General features: G+C 57.1%; 11 protein-coding genes. 5 read left to right on the forward strand and 6 right to left on the reverse strand.

The annotated features are described in order from the left end of the window. Positions 1-149: 149 nt before the first annotated feature. The 4 genes from Pla52nx_RS28995 to Pla52nx_RS29010 all read right to left on the reverse strand — a co-directional run bounded on the left by Pla52nx_RS28995 (position 150) and on the right by Pla52nx_RS29010 (position 4,833). The gene (locus Pla52nx_RS28995; RefSeq protein WP_146521437.1) at positions 150-833 is read right to left on the reverse strand and encodes a hypothetical protein; all 684 of its coding nucleotides are present in this window, start codon (positions 831-833) and stop codon (positions 150-152) included. A gap of 231 nt (positions 834-1,064) precedes the next feature. Further along, positions 1,065-3,695, reverse strand: coding sequence for a [protein-PII] uridylyltransferase (gene glnD / locus Pla52nx_RS29000; RefSeq protein ID WP_146521438.1), 2,631 nt, complete (start codon positions 3,693-3,695; stop codon positions 1,065-1,067). A 39-nt stretch (positions 3,696-3,734) separates the two neighbouring features. Continuing rightward, positions 3,735-4,073 carry a P-II family nitrogen regulator gene (locus tag Pla52nx_RS29005; RefSeq protein WP_146521439.1) on the reverse strand — a complete coding sequence of 113 codons (339 nt, stop codon included), beginning with the start codon at positions 4,071-4,073 and terminating at the stop codon, positions 3,735-3,737. A gap of 211 nt (positions 4,074-4,284) precedes the next feature. After that, positions 4,285-4,833 carry a cob(I)yrinic acid a,c-diamide adenosyltransferase gene (locus Pla52nx_RS29010; protein WP_146521440.1) on the reverse strand — a complete coding sequence of 183 codons (549 nt, stop codon included), beginning with the start codon at positions 4,831-4,833 and terminating at the stop codon, positions 4,285-4,287. Positions 4,834-4,905: 72 nt separating this feature from the next. Here Pla52nx_RS29010 and Pla52nx_RS29015 point away from each other — a divergent pair, with 72 nt between their 5' ends. After that, on the forward strand, positions 4,906-5,364 hold the full coding sequence (locus Pla52nx_RS29015) for a bis(5'-nucleosyl)-tetraphosphatase (RefSeq protein WP_146521441.1): 459 nt from the start codon (positions 4,906-4,908) through the stop codon (positions 5,362-5,364). 4 nt (positions 5,365-5,368) lie between these two features. Here the strand turns inward: Pla52nx_RS29015 and Pla52nx_RS29020 are convergent, their stop codons facing one another. Next, positions 5,369-7,129: a transglutaminase domain-containing protein gene (locus Pla52nx_RS29020; RefSeq protein ID WP_231742146.1), complete on the reverse strand. Its 1,761-nt coding sequence runs from the start codon at positions 7,127-7,129 to the stop codon at positions 5,369-5,371. A 418-nt stretch (positions 7,130-7,547) separates the two neighbouring features. Here Pla52nx_RS29020 and Pla52nx_RS29025 point away from each other — a divergent pair, with 418 nt between their 5' ends. Together Pla52nx_RS29025 and Pla52nx_RS29030 are read left to right on the forward strand one after the other, a co-directional pair. After that, positions 7,548-8,252 carry a hypothetical protein gene (locus tag Pla52nx_RS29025; RefSeq protein ID WP_146521443.1) on the forward strand — a complete coding sequence of 235 codons (705 nt, stop codon included), beginning with the start codon at positions 7,548-7,550 and terminating at the stop codon, positions 8,250-8,252. 138 nt (positions 8,253-8,390) lie between these two features. Further along, positions 8,391-8,921, forward strand: coding sequence for an NADPH-dependent FMN reductase (locus Pla52nx_RS29030; protein ID WP_146521444.1), 531 nt, complete (start codon positions 8,391-8,393; stop codon positions 8,919-8,921). A 116-nt stretch (positions 8,922-9,037) separates the two neighbouring features. Here Pla52nx_RS29030 and nadD read toward each other — a convergent pair whose 3' ends face one another. Continuing rightward, the gene (gene nadD / locus Pla52nx_RS29035; RefSeq protein WP_146521445.1) at positions 9,038-9,661 is read right to left on the reverse strand and encodes a nicotinate (nicotinamide) nucleotide adenylyltransferase; all 624 of its coding nucleotides are present in this window, start codon (positions 9,659-9,661) and stop codon (positions 9,038-9,040) included. A 267-nt stretch (positions 9,662-9,928) separates the two neighbouring features. On the opposite strand from nadD, the gene priA reads away from it, so the two are divergent. Beyond that, positions 9,929-12,343 (forward strand): replication restart helicase PriA, encoded by a 2,415-nt coding sequence (gene priA, locus Pla52nx_RS29040; protein ID WP_315855008.1) that lies wholly within the window; start codon positions 9,929-9,931, stop codon positions 12,341-12,343. A gap of 113 nt (positions 12,344-12,456) precedes the next feature. Then, entirely contained in the window at positions 12,457-14,430 is a 1,974-nt protein-coding gene (locus Pla52nx_RS29045) for a WD40 repeat domain-containing protein (RefSeq protein ID WP_197454789.1), read from the forward strand. The last annotated feature ends 85 nt before the right edge of the window (positions 14,431-14,515 follow it).

Below are 14,515 nucleotides of genomic sequence, written 5' to 3' on the forward strand. Positions count from 1 at the left end.
AATCCATGGTACAAGAGGTATCGGCACGATCGACAGGAAACCTGCAGTGGTTTCGCGGTGAGTCAGAAGTTTTTTTTCGATCATCCCCAACGCTCTTAGAAAACGCTGGGGATCGATCGTCATCGAATCAGATCCGAGGAGTGAAACCCTCAATTTCCGTCGCAAGTGTCACACGACGATTTCGTCCAGCAAGCGGGAGCGGGCCCGCAATCGACGGGATGCTCGATGCAGCATGAACCCATGTCACACAACTTCTTGCGCGGCTTGAAGCAATCACATTGCCCCATCGTGTGCTTGCTCGCCTCACAGCACTTGTTCTGATACCCGTCCCAAACTCGCGTATTGCAAGCATTGGAGCGCCAGTACTGGTAGAAACTCGATGATGGCAACTGAGGAGCAACATAAGGCGTGCAAGTTGGGCCGCTGCATCCACGGTTGCATCCGTTACCGCATCCTTGGTCGCAACCCGATGCGCAACTGCTGCAGTTTGGATCCACGTTGTGGTATCCCTCTGCGGCGACGAACTCGTTCTGCTGCACCGAACCAGGTGCGTAGGCATCCACATGTGTGGTGACCGGCTGCGGTGCGGGAACCTGCTCAGCCATCGTGTCCGGCGGCAATTCCATTCCGGTCATTGGGGGAACAGACGACGTTTCCGGTAAATCAATTACCGGGCCTGCATCGGCGACGCGGGCGGCTGGCTGTTGCGCCAACGCGTTGGGGAAGGTCAGATCGCTCAACAAAGCAGAGAAGTCATCTTTCGCGTGTGACGAAGAAACAGCGGTGGCCAGTGCGAGTGAGGCCAAGATCCCAGTGAAAGCGAATTTACGCATCGTAAACATCCATGTGGTCGAGAGTCGGGACGGGAGGTCATGCCGATTCGGTCGAGCCGAATCGCAGCGGGTGCTAGAAATCCAGATCCACACCCAGTCATGACAACTCTTGCCGCGCGGCGCAATGAAAGCAAATCAGTTGCGAGAAAACTCTTGTGTTTCGATCACACCACGTGTGGATGTTCGATGCAACAACCAAGGTTTCGTCAAACGCGACAAACCGAATTGCCCTCAAGGTTTCTCCAACACGCTCAAGATCGCTTGACGCAGCTCTTCCTGGCGCTCTTCGCTGCGAATCTGACTGCCATCGATTTCGGACAGATAAAAGACGTCCGCGATCTGATCCAGGTGCGTATCGATCTTGGCAAAGTGCAACTCGAGCCGCAATTGAAAGAACGTGGCAGCGATCCGCGACAGCAACCCGTCTTGATCGTACGCAAACACGGACAGGATCGTGTAGCGTTTGAGCGTTTCGTTATCCAGTTCCACCTTGGTCGGCAACAGCTTGACGGTCTCCGGTTCTCGATTGCGAGTCATCGCCCAAGTCTGTCGCTGCGGTGGCAGTGGCGCATCAGGAGTTTCCAGCAGATGCCGCACACTCTCACAAACCTTCTTGACCCGAGACTCGGGCGGCTCGCCGACATGATCGGGATCGGACACCCAAAACTCGTCCCACACGACATCGGCAACGGTCTCGATTTCCGCCCGCAAGATATTCAGCCCCGACGCTGCCAGCGCCGCGGTGACCCGAGCGAAGGCACCGATCCGCTGCTTGCCTTGTCGAAACACAACGGTGTACCGCACGACATGAGCCTCGGAGTCGTAGGCACCGAAGCACCTGGAGCGTTGGCCTGCCGCGAACGCTTTGCCGACTTGAACCAACTCCTGCCCAATCTCCTCTGGGCTACTACGTCGAAGCAGTGAAAGCGGCAGTTCTGTTAGCAACTGAGAACACACGGGCTCCGCATCACAATCTCTCAGCAATTTGGCGATCTCATCTCGAATCCGGTCCAGCTTGGCATCCTGTTCGCCTGGCAGGTTTCCGGTTTCAAAGTACCGGCGAGTCCGTAAGTACAGGTCTTCGATCAAGTTGAGCTTCCACGAAGTCAACGTGTCGGGCCCCACTGCGGCCAAATCGGCCACGGCGTGAACGATCAACAACTCCAACCGCCGAATCGACCCAACCTCTTTGGCAAACGACAACACGATTTGAGGATCGCTCAAGTCATGGCGAAAGGCGATGGTGTTGACGGCAAGATGTTTCAGGACCAACCACGACAAGATATCTTTACTGGAGGCATCCAGTTCCAAAAAGTCCGCCGTCTCCTCCGCGATACGTGCCCCAACGATCGAGTGATCTTCCTCATAACCTTTTCCGACGTCATGAATCAGTAACGCCAAGTGCAATAGCGTCTTGTCTTTCAGTCGACGATACCTCCTGCCCATCGCAGTGGGTTCGTCTTGCAAATCCGTCGCCGCCTCGACGGCACGAATGCAGTGCGCATCGACCGTGTATTTGTGATAAGCATTGAACTGCAATAATCCCCGTGTGCGTTTGAAAGCTGGAATCAACTGCTCGATGATCCTTAATTCGTGCAACCGACGCAGCAGCGGGGCGAGTCGACCAGGTCGACTGAGCAAGGTCAAAAAGGCACCGATGGATTCGGCGTCCGGAGGCACGGGCTGGCGATTGAGCATCGCTTCACGGATGGCTTCCCAAGTCCGATGACCGATGCGTTTGCAGTGGTGATTGGCCAAGCTCATCAGCCGCAAGACTTGAGGCAAGCTCTGCGCAAAACTCTCCAAGTGTCCTTTCTCCACCCACACATGCGTCGGGCCCATCAACATGTGATCGCCGACACGGCTGGACAGGAGGCGTTCCCCCAGCTGCTTGATCCAAGGACGGCTGCGATTGTCGTCGCTAAAAAAGGAGACCGCATATCGGACGCCGCGGGTGGTATCGAAAAAGTCCTGCATGAACTCCTCCACCGGCAGCATTCCCTCAGAAGCCGCGTATCCCCACGCATCGGCGATCTCCATTTGCGTGGGCCGATCCAGAACGTCCTGGGCACGGTTGTTGCGAAAGTGAAGCTCGTTGCGTAGCCGCAGCAAAAAGTCGTACGCCTTGCGTAGCATCTGATAGTCTTCGCTGGGCAATACTCCCAACAACAACAAACGCTCCAGGTCGACTTCGCCATAGCGTGCAAACCCGATCCAGCGAATCAACTGAATGTCGCGCAACGTCCCCCGTGAACATTTGATATTGGGCCGCAGCAAGTAGTTGGTCTCACCCCATTTGTGCTGCTCTTCTTTGCGTGCCGCGATCACCGAGCGAACCAGAGAGGTCGCCCGACGCATGGCACCGTGGCGAAGCGACCGAAAGAACTTGGTGTAGAGTTGCAGACTGCCGGCCAAAAAACGCGACTCGGTCTGCGATGAAAAGATTTTGGGATCCAGCCACGACAACGCACAGGCTTCGCCAACAGTTCGCATGGCAAAGCCGACCTGCAGACCGGCATCGGCGAGGTCACGTGTCAGAGCACCGCCGATCATCTCCGCGTCGCGAGACGATCCACGCTTGACCAGTAACAACAGATCGACATCACTGAAGGGTGCTACGTCGCGGCGGCCGAAACCGCCGGTGGCAACCAGTGCGATCCCCGAGGGCGCGACACCATCGAAATGGCACTCACAAGCAGTCTGCCAAACGTCGGAAACCACATCGTCGTACAACTCGGCCAGACGCGTGGAAATCTGGAACCCGCCCGAACCGCTGTCGTGTTGCTCGCGACAACGCTGACGACCTTTCTGCAACCGCTCGCGGCTGCGCAATGAAACCTCCGAAATCGAAGGAGCATTCATAGGTCATGACCTGCAAGCGGGCGAATGGGACGACAGCGACTACAGCGCTTCTTCACCACGCTCGCCGGTTCGGATTCGGATCGAGTCCTCCAGGTTGGTCACAAAGATCTTGCCGTCACCGATTTGCCCGGTTTGGGCCGTCTGCAAAATCGAGTCCAACACGGTCTGCAAATTTTCGTCGGTGCAAACGACTTCGATTTTGACCTTGGGTACAAAGTCGATCGCGTACTCTGTCCCCCGGTAGATTTCTGTGTGCCCTTTTTGCCGACCAAACCCGCGCACTTCACTGACCGTCATGCCGTGAATTCCATGATCGGTCAACGCATTCTTGACGTCTTCCAACTTGAAGTGACGAACGATGGCTTCGACTTTTTTCACGATCCTGCCTCAGAGTATTACATCAGATAGAAAACGAGGGGTAATTGCGGAGATTGGGTTGCCGGACCGGCCGTGCGAATCCGCCCAAGCCAGTCCGCCCAAGCCATTCCGCCCGTCCTTTCCCGCCCGTCCGTTTCGCCGGACGGCTCCGCCCCCCAACCGCGATATTGTACACGTGGCTGGCTGGCAACCACAGTGCCCCATTTCGCCGCTATGGCCGGACCCATTGGACTTCCGCCACACCCGATTCGTGGTTGATCACCCGTGAAAGCACGAACAAATAGTCGCTCAATCGATTCAGGTAGACGATCAGGGTTTCCGATATTCCCGCTCCCTCGTGCCCCGACAGTGTCACCACCCGTCGCTCTGCCCGTCGACAGATCGCTCGTGCGAGATGAACCATGGACGCAGCGGCGGTTCCGCCGGGCAAGATGAAGTGCTTCAGCGGCTCCAGTGCCTCCTCGTGCGAATCAATCCAGCCCTCCAGACGCTCGATATGGGACGGGCCGATCAGTCGCATGCCGTGCTGGTCGGGATCGGGCGTCGCCAGTTCGGCGCCGATCGAGAAAAGCTCGTGTTGAATCTGATCCAATTGCCGGTCGATTTCCGATGACAATCCCGCCGCCCGTGCCGCCCCCAGCGTCGCATTCAATTCGTCCACCGTACCGTAGGACTCGATCCGGTCGTCGTCCTTGGAGACTCGCGGGCCGCCAAATAGTCCGGTGCTGCCGGCATCACCGGTTCGCGTGTAGATTTTCATTCGTAGGAATCTTTGCCAGAAAAAACGTCGAGTGTACCAGACGTTTTAGGCGTCCCGCCCGATAGGACAAGTATGCCCAATCCAGGAAAATCGAAACGCGACCCCAACCAACCCGTCCGCGCCGCAGGAATCCTGTTGATGACGAGGTGCGACCCCACAGAATTTTTGTTGATGCGGCATCCCGATCGCTGGGACTTGCCCAAAGGACACTGTGAACCCGGTGAGTCGTTCGCCGAGGCAGCTCTGCGAGAAACGCAAGAAGAAACCGGGATCGATGCCGATCAAATCTGCCTAGACGATGATTTTCGTTTCGAACTCACCTACCCCGTTCGCTACAAAAAAACCGGCGACCAAGAGTTCACCAAACACGTGGCCTACTTTCTCGGCTGGGTCAAAGAACCACATGCCATCCGGCTTACCGAACATGATGGATTCCATTGGATGCAGTGGGCTCCACCCCACTGTATCCAAGAACAAACAATCGACCCGCTACTGGCCGCCGTGCAAGCTCATTTGGCTTCGTCGCACTGAACCTTTAGTACTGAGCTTTCAAGACTTGGATATCCAGTCGCCCCAGCATCTCAAAAGCGCGGCCGACATCGGTGTATTCGTTGGCCCCGCCCAAATGAGAAGTCATCAGTGTGATTCGATCTGGCGATGCAATATCGCCCGTGGTGGCATCCAGCGCCAACCATTGCCCATCGACGAATGCGACCGTCCAGTAATCGATGTCCATTCGTGACGGACTGGCCTTGGCAACGTCGCTACGATCCGCATTCTCGATGGATGAATCCGACGGCTCCTGCAGCGATTCGTACTTCACTCCGATCGCAAGCCGGGCTGGAATATTCAACGATCTCAACATGGACGTCAACAAAATGGCATGCTGGATACTCCCGCCACCTGCGCGACTGGCAATCAACGACGCCCGCTCGATCACCCCGTCGTCGCTCCACCCCAATACGCCATGAACCACCTTGGCGGACTCCAAGGCCGCTTCCTTTTTGGGCTTGTCCGCCAAGGCGGCCGTCATCCGTGCCACCAGAGGTTCCTGATGATTGAAAACGGTGGTGGACGCCAAGTCCTCATCGCTGGGCTGCTCGGTGAACGCGTCAAATCCGTCCCGGTTCTCAGGATCTCGCGAGACCAAAACCTGATACCCGCCCTCCACCTGCCGCACCAATTGATGCGGTGCCGGCAAGATGACCGGTGACTCATCAGCCTGCTCAGGGTCAGCCTGCTCAGGGTCAGCGGACCTGGGTTTGATCGACACCGAGAACGCAACACGCGAGGCATCGTCGGGACGCTCGATCTGACCTTGAACATCCACAGTTGCGGTAAACAGATGCCTCGGTGCAGCTTGCTCCGGCTCCATCGATCGATCCGGTCGAATCGATGTTTCCCCCAAGGCCGCCAACGCAACACTCTTTTGTGTCCGGTACGACTCCAGTCGCGTCGATGGTTCCAACGTCTTCTGCACGATCCCTTTGTCGTCCGTCCAAATCATGTGTTCGGCAACGATTTGATCGTCAACCCGGATCCGACAAGTGATTTCGGTCAACAGTTGGAATTGTCCATCCAACATCGGAATCGCTGACTGCCCGCTGCAAAACAATTCCGCGATCGCCAATTCGTATCGCCAAGGCAGCAGGTAACGCAACTTTCGTGTCTCATCCTTCTTCATCGGATTGCGGCGCAGCGATTGATATCGTGCCAGCAGTCCGCGCGTGGTGGACGCCCAAGGCAATGTCCGACTGACACGTGACGTTCCGCGAATCGTTTCGATCGCCAGCAAACGCCCCGCCGAATTGCCCGACATCAGGGTTTGCATCGGCCCGACACGCAGATCCGCATTGAAACTTCTCAGCTCACCCTTGGGCGTCTCCAGACTGGTTTGCGACAGCGACTGAACAAATCGCAAATGCCCCTTTCGAAACAACACTTCGTCCTGCAACGTGTAACGAACCTGGGTATCACCACTGGCGATCAAATCTCGGTCGAACTGCGATTCCGCAGTGATGTGCCGATAGCCGACATTGCGGCCAGCAATCCGGTACACCTCCCACGTCTCCCAATCGCCCATGAAAGCATCTTGCGGAGGCTCCACAATCTCGACCTCCTCCTGCGGCTCCACAGACGCGGCATCACTGACCGGCGCACGCTCGATCGGCGGTCGCGGAGGCATGTCACATCCGATCATGCCCATGACGGCTGAAATCATCATCAGTTGGACGACTCGCGCCAGTGGTCGGGCATCTGAACCTGACGCGTTGTCTCGAAATACTGTGATTGCCAAGAGAAGAACGCCTATGAATGAATGATCGATCAGCACCACTACCAAATCCTCCCCGCCAGCTCTCCGTTGAAAGTCACCTTAGCTTCAACGGAGCTATCGCTCGCCCCCCTGGTTCACTCCCGTCGTCGAGATGAAAACGCCATCCCAAACGTGGTCATCCCATGAGTATACAAGCAGCGAGGCAATCCGGTCCCACGAATCCGGCTGTACCGATTATGGCAATCACACAGGCTTTAGGTGAGCGAATCTGGCCGTCAGACGGTCTGTGACTTTGAAACAAACGAACAGGTCAATGAAGTGACCTAGCGTTCGGTGTAGACAGCTTGGTCATGAGGCCGGGCCGACGACCGCCCGTTCTCTTACGGATCAGGCGCCGGCGCAAATTCGCATCACAGTAGGTTCGTCTGGACGACACGACATGGGTTTTTTGAAACGCATCCTTCGCAGCACGGGTGGGGATGAGACCAATGAAGTTCTCTCGCCGGGAAGCTTTGAAACGCTCTCGGAAGAAGAACTGCAAACTCACATGGGCATCAACACCTATGGCGTGTTTGAATTGACCGATGCCATTCGACCGTCGTATGACTTGCAAGTCGTACCGCGGCAAGGCTACCGGTTTGATGAATACATTGACGACGTCAACAATGTCCGGACTCCGGTCCTGATGGCATCGGCCACACGCCGTCAGTTGATGGAACTTTTCCTGGACCTGATCGACGCGTTGGGGGACGTGGTCGATGTCGTGCTGGAAACAAGTCATCACTCCAACGGCCATCACCAGGATCTCTATCGAGAACACATCGACATGCCGGTGCTCAAGAGCATCCTGCTGGAACACGAGGACCTGCTGCTCAACGACGGCTGCACCGGTATCGCCGTCATCAATCCCTCCAAGCGGCAGGAAGTCCAACTGGACGAGCATAAACTGCTGATCGTCTACGGGCGGCCACTGGAGCAGTTTGAACAGCGTCTGATCGCCGGTGACGTTTATCCGGACGAGAAAATCAAGTTCATCACGGAAGCCGAACATGTGCACAGCAGCAGCGAATCGTTCTACGATCAATTCAACATCTTGAAAAACCGACTCGGAATGGACAGCGACGATTACGCCGGCGCTTGCTGATTCAAGCTCTCGGACCGAGTCTATCCCGGTCGATTCACATCACGGACCGTCGTGACTCCAGACCGCCCGCTGTCAAAAGCGAGCGGTCTGACTTAGTATTCAGGGACATGACAATCCCTCACTTCGTCGAGTCCACCGATGTTCTTGGTCCTCAGCAGCAGCCTCAATCCGAACAGCCGAAGCCGCATCTTGGGCCGTGCCGCCCTGCAACAATTGCAGGAACAGAAACGTGAGACCACTTGGTTTGATCTGGTGGAGTTTCCCCTGCCGATCTGTGACGGCGCAACAGCCTACGGTGATGCTCACGTCCAGAAACTCGCCGAGCTGATCGAGCAATCGCACGGCATCTTCATCGCATCCCCCGTCTACAACTACGACGTCAACGCCGCTCTGAAAAACGCGATCGAACTGACCGGCAAACGTTGGACGGGCAAAGTCGTCTCACTCATGCTGGCCGCCGGCGGTGGCGTCAGCTACATGTCGGCAATGGGTTTGGCCAATAGCCTGATGCTGGATTTCCGTTGCCACATCGTGCCCCGATTCGTCTATGCGACCGGCGAAAGTTTCGAAGGCAACGAACTGGCAGACGAAGACATCCAAACCCGCGTGAACCTCGTCGTCACCGAAACCCTCAGACTCGCCGACGCCCTCCGCAACCACGACGCGTGAGTACGTCAGCCCAACGTACGTCAGCCCAACGTACGTCAGTCTTTCTAGACTGACACACCCCCAATGTACGCCAGCCTTTCCAGACTTACACACCACACACCCCCACGCTCGCTCACCTAAGGCAGCGGCGGATACAGATCGTTTGCTTCGATATACGTTTCGACCGGACGTGGGACGCGGAAACGAATGCTACTGCCCTGCCCTACTCGCTCGCGGATCTCGCTGCTGGATATCTCGATCACGGGCATCTTGATCACACTCTGACGAAACTCCTCCACACGCGCCGCATCAACCAAACCGTCCAACACCGAAAACTCGATCTCCGGTTGGCCACCTCGCTGCACCACCGCCAACGTCACCTGACGAAGTAGCTTTTCCGGCTCGTGCCATCGCTCCATCGAGGCCAGGGAGTCACTGCCGATGATCAGATACCAATCCGTGTCGGGCATCTCGGCTTGCAATTGCTCCACCGTGTCGACCGTGTAACTGACCCCTTCGCGTCGAATCTCACGATCGTCGACCACCCACCCGTCGCGACCACTGACCGCCAAAGCCAACATCTCCAGACGTTGCTGGTCACTGGCAAGCGGGTTCCGGGCTTTCAACGGCGACTGTGCCACCGGAATCCAATGCAATGCATCCAACTGCAGTCTTTCCATCGCTGTTTCGGCGATCCACAAGTGTCCCAGGTGTACCGGATCAAATGACCCGCCAAAGATTCCGATCCGTTTTCGTCGCATTCTTTCCTCAGTTTCTGCGTGTTTCCGCCCCGCGTTGGACCATACGTGTCGCTCTCTGTTTCGACAATCCTACTCGACACCGCCCCCAAACAGGGATGATCCTTTATGCTTGTTAATTCACCAAACCATTCCCACTCGGCTGCCAACGCGGTTTTCAGCACGGGCGTTGATTCCGATCTCGAAAACCCTGCGTCGCCACCCAACACCGATGCAGACCCCGCGACGAGCCACACAAGTTCGTCGCCAAAATCACCGCATCCCGATTTCATGTCACCCTCCCCTGCCCCGACCGATCCGCCGCCGGAACCAGACCCGCATGGCAGCCTGTCTGCTCCGGGATTCTTTGACACGGACGCCGAGTCAACGGACCCGGATGATGGCACGGTATCCACCCAGGGAACCCTGTTCGACACCGATCCGCCGCCATGGGAACTGGCGGCCCAAGAAGACATCGCGGTGGCCAGCGTGGTATTCAGCGACGCGCCCCACGGTCCCTACGATTACCGCATCCCCGACGCCATGCGAGAACACCTGCAACCTGGCATGCGCGTCCACGTTCCGCTGGCCCGTCGCAAACGACCGACCGTAGGATGGTGCATCGAAACCAAACAAGGCTCATCGCACAACCGCTCGCTGAGTGACGTCGCTGAAATCCTAGACGATGAGCCTCTTTGCGATCCGCCGCTGGTTCGGTTGGTTACTTGGATGAGCCACTACTATCAATCGCCGGCCGGCCAAGTCTTTGACACGCTGATCCCATCCAGCGTCCGCACCAATGCGGGCACCCGCGAAACAACATACCTCTCCCCTGCCCCGTCGACCGACGACGAAACCGTCGTTGCCGCCCTGCCTGCCAAACAACAACGCGTCCTGCGTCTGCTGATCGCCGCTGCTCGTCCGATGACGTCGTCTCAATTGCAAATCCACGCCGAATGCACGGCCGCGCCGGTCAACACGCTGCGCAAAAAAGGTCTGCTCCGCGAAACCGTGCGACGCGAAATGACGTCGGGTTCTTCCACACGATGGCAGATCGATGATGGCGAAAAAAACCAGACGCACGATTTGACCGAGGACCAAACCAATGCCCTACAAAAAATCACCGCGGCACTGGATACCGGCAAAGCAGCCACATTGCTGCTGCACGGCGTGACCGGCAGCGGCAAAACAGAGGTCTACATCAAAGCGATCGAGCACGTGGTGAAGTTCGGCCGTGCAGCGATTGTCCTGGTCCCCGAGATCAGCCTCACTCCGCAAACACGCGGACGATTCGAACGTCGTTTCCCCTCCGTCGCCGTGTTGCACAGTCAGATGACTCCCGCCGAACGGCACTTTCAATGGCAACGCATTCGCAGCGGCGAAGTCCAAGTGGTGGTGGGGCCACGAAGTGCCGTCTTTGCTCCCCTGCCCCGCCTCGGTCTGATCATCATCGACGAAGAGCACGACGGGTCCTTCAAACAAGACAGCCAGCCTAGGTACCACGCACGCAAAGTCGCTTTTGCACGCGCGCAGTCGCTCGGCATTCCGCTCTTGCTCGGCAGCGCTACCCCATCACTCGAGTCGTGGCACGCGACTCGAACCGGACACGCGGAAATGATCAGCATGCCCAACCGCGTGGGCAATCGACCGATGCCCGATGTCCAACTGGTCGACTTGAGACTCAAGGAAGACCGCGGTCGACGCGGAGCGATCAGCCGACAGTTGCACTTGGCCGTCACGGAAGTGCTCAACGAAAAAGGCCAAGTCATCTTGTTGCTCAATCGTCGCGGTTTCGCCACCACGATTCAGTGCCCCGCCTGCGGTCACGTGGTCGCTTGCCCCGACTGCGACATGCCATTGACACATCACCGCGATGGCAGCAAAGCCGTCTGTCATTACTGCGATTACACCATCGCAACGCCACCGTGGTGCCCGGCGTGCAAGTTCGATGGGATTCGCTACAGCGGTCTGGGCACACAACGATTGGAAGAAGAAGTCAAAGCGAGATTTCCCGGCGCACGGATCGCCCGCATGGACAGCGACACGATGCGACGCCCCGGCAGCCACCAGAAAGTCCTGTCCGCGTTTCGCTCGGGGGAATTGGATCTGCTGCTGGGAACGCAAATGATCGCCAAAGGCTTGGACTTTCCCAACGTATTGCTCGTCGGCGTGATCAACGCCGACGGTGCCCTGCACTTCCCCGATTTCCGAGCCGCCGAACGGACGTTCCAGTTGGTCACCCAAGTCGCCGGACGCACGGGACGTGGCAACCGCGGCGGACGCGTGATCGTGCAGACGTTTTCGCCCGAGCACATGGCCATCCAAGCCGCCTCACGCCACGATTACTACCAGTTCGCCGAAGCCGAGATGATCAATCGGGCGAAGTTCAACTATCCACCGCTGGGCAGCGTCGCCCGCATCATCATCCGAGGCGCGATCGAGGAGGTGACCGAAGCGACCGCGGAATCTCTCGTCGGACGCTTGGAAGCCGCCAAGCAATCGCTCGGCGCCGATGTCCGCATCCTTGGCCCCGCGCCGCCGCCCATCGTCAAGCTCCGCGGCAAATACCGCTTCCATATTTTGCTGCAAGCCTTGGATCCGCGGAAACTCGGCGACACGATTCGCACCGCCACCAAAACCTTCAAAATCCCCGAAAAAGACGACGTCCAATACGTGATCGACATCGACCCTGTGGACATGCTGTAGGCTATCGAGATCGAAGGTGACGAACACCGATTCCCCTGATGCCCCGATCGTGAATTGAACTTGATTGGAAATGATGCAAACACGTTTCCACGAAGATTAGAAAAAGAATGATCATGAACGCCAGTCTTTTTTGTCGATTCACGGCACTGATCTTGCTGACCTGCCTGCCCAATCATCTGTCGGGCCAGGAACCGTCCAATCGACGAGAGCCGGTGGAGTTCGATCGGACGCCGACCGTTTGGTCGTGGGAACTGCCGAAGGAAGTGGTCGATGAGACCGCGATCTTTGACGCTTCATTTTCAAGTGACGGACAACTGGTGGCGATCGGCGATTCGCTCGGTCGGATCATGATTCGTCGCCTCGACAACATCGAACCGCTGCATACCCTCAACGACGAACACAACGTCCCGATTCGGCACGTGCGTTTCATCAACAATGATCGGCTGCTCGCAACACTGGATCTCGATGGCAAACTGGTCATTTGGAATGTTGACGAAGGAAGCAAACTCACGGAGCTGACGGCGGATGGCAAACTGCAAGCTCTGGCGGTTGGCAAAGACACGACACAACTCGTCGGCTTGTCCGATCAACCAGCCTTGTGCCGCTGGAGTGTGAACCCGAACTCAGAGATCATGGCCGGCGAGTCGGTCCCGTTGGACCAACCCTACCGGCTTCTTTCAGCAAGCGAAAACTCCGATGTCTTGATGCTTGCAGGCGACAACGACTGGCAACAGCGTCGCTGGCCGAGTCTGGACGTGCACGCAAAGGGTTCCTCCAATGGACCGAACATCAGCGCACTGCGAGCGAGCCCCTCGGGGAATCGTTTCGCTCTGGGACGTCAAGATGGCGAAGTCTTGGTGTACGACGTTCGATCGGGCAAACAAGAATTCAGATGGCGAAAGCACCCCACCGCGGTGACTTGTCTCACTTTTTCTCAATCGGGCAGCACGTTGTTGAGCGGTTGTCTGCGAGATCGCATTCGCATGTGGGACTTGGCAACCGGTGAACACGTCAACGATCGCGACGTGGGGTTGCCGTTGGTGACTGTGCTACAACTTTCCAAAGATGACCAGAAACTCTGTGTTGCCGGGATGGGTCACGACATCAACGTATTTGGCGTCCAAGTACCCTCGGAGCGATTCATTCCCGCCATCCGTCGCCCCAAAGCGTCCAACGACAAAGCGGTTTTCGCGGTGCGATTCTTGCTTGGGACAGACGAGATCGCCGTCGTTCCCAAGTTCGGTACGATGGAACGACTCGACTTGGATGCCATGCTGGTTTCGCGGTGCACGGAAATCGTCCCAGGAAACGACCGGCTAAAACTGGCTGCGATTTCGCCTGATGGAATGCTTACGGCACACGCCTACCAGTCTGGAAACGTACGTGTTATCGACTCGGTCCAATCCAAAGTCGTTTGGGAGTTCAAACATCCGCCGAGCGCCGACGCGATCGCGTTTTCTCCAGACTCCAAACAACTGGCCATCGCCGGCGGTCACGGTTCGACCATCCAACTCAGGAACCTTGACGATGGCAGTCTCCTCTGGAGCGACATCACCGCGGGCCAATCGCTCCGAGGCATCTGCTTTGCCACTGACGGTCAATCAGTTTTCACCGGTGGTCACAAATTGGATGCCGAGAACCGGCATCTTGGAGTGCTCACCCACTGGTCTGCCGACAACGGCAACGAAATCAGCAAGGCTCAATCAAAAGACATCTACGCGAGTGTCGCAATCAGCCCTCATGCAACACGCTGCGTCACCGGCGGCGTGAGCGGACGTATCTGTGTGTTCGATCAAGATCTACAACGTCTACGAATGTTTGACGTGGGCGGCAGAGGTGGCATTCACCGGCTGAAATTGATTGACGAGCGTCGACTACTTGTCGCCACGTACAAGGGCAGCCTCTTGATGGTCGACGTGGAAACAGGCCAGGAACTGGCAAGATTTGAACCGCTCCCCGAGAATCGCCAGATGCCCTTCCGCAGCATCGACTACCACCCCAAAAACAACCTCATCGTCGCAGCAGGCGGCTACGACAACCGCGAAACCATGCGGGTCTATTATTTGGACGAAACTGTGAAGAAATGACCTGAAGGACGTTCAGCTCAATGGAATCGCACCACGGATAAGCACCGACGCGATGCATTTCCGATAAACTATGCAACCGTCTGGA

The organism is Stieleria varia (assembly GCF_038443385.1).
Taxonomy (GTDB): Bacteria; Planctomycetota; Planctomycetia; order Pirellulales; family Pirellulaceae; genus Stieleria; species Stieleria varia.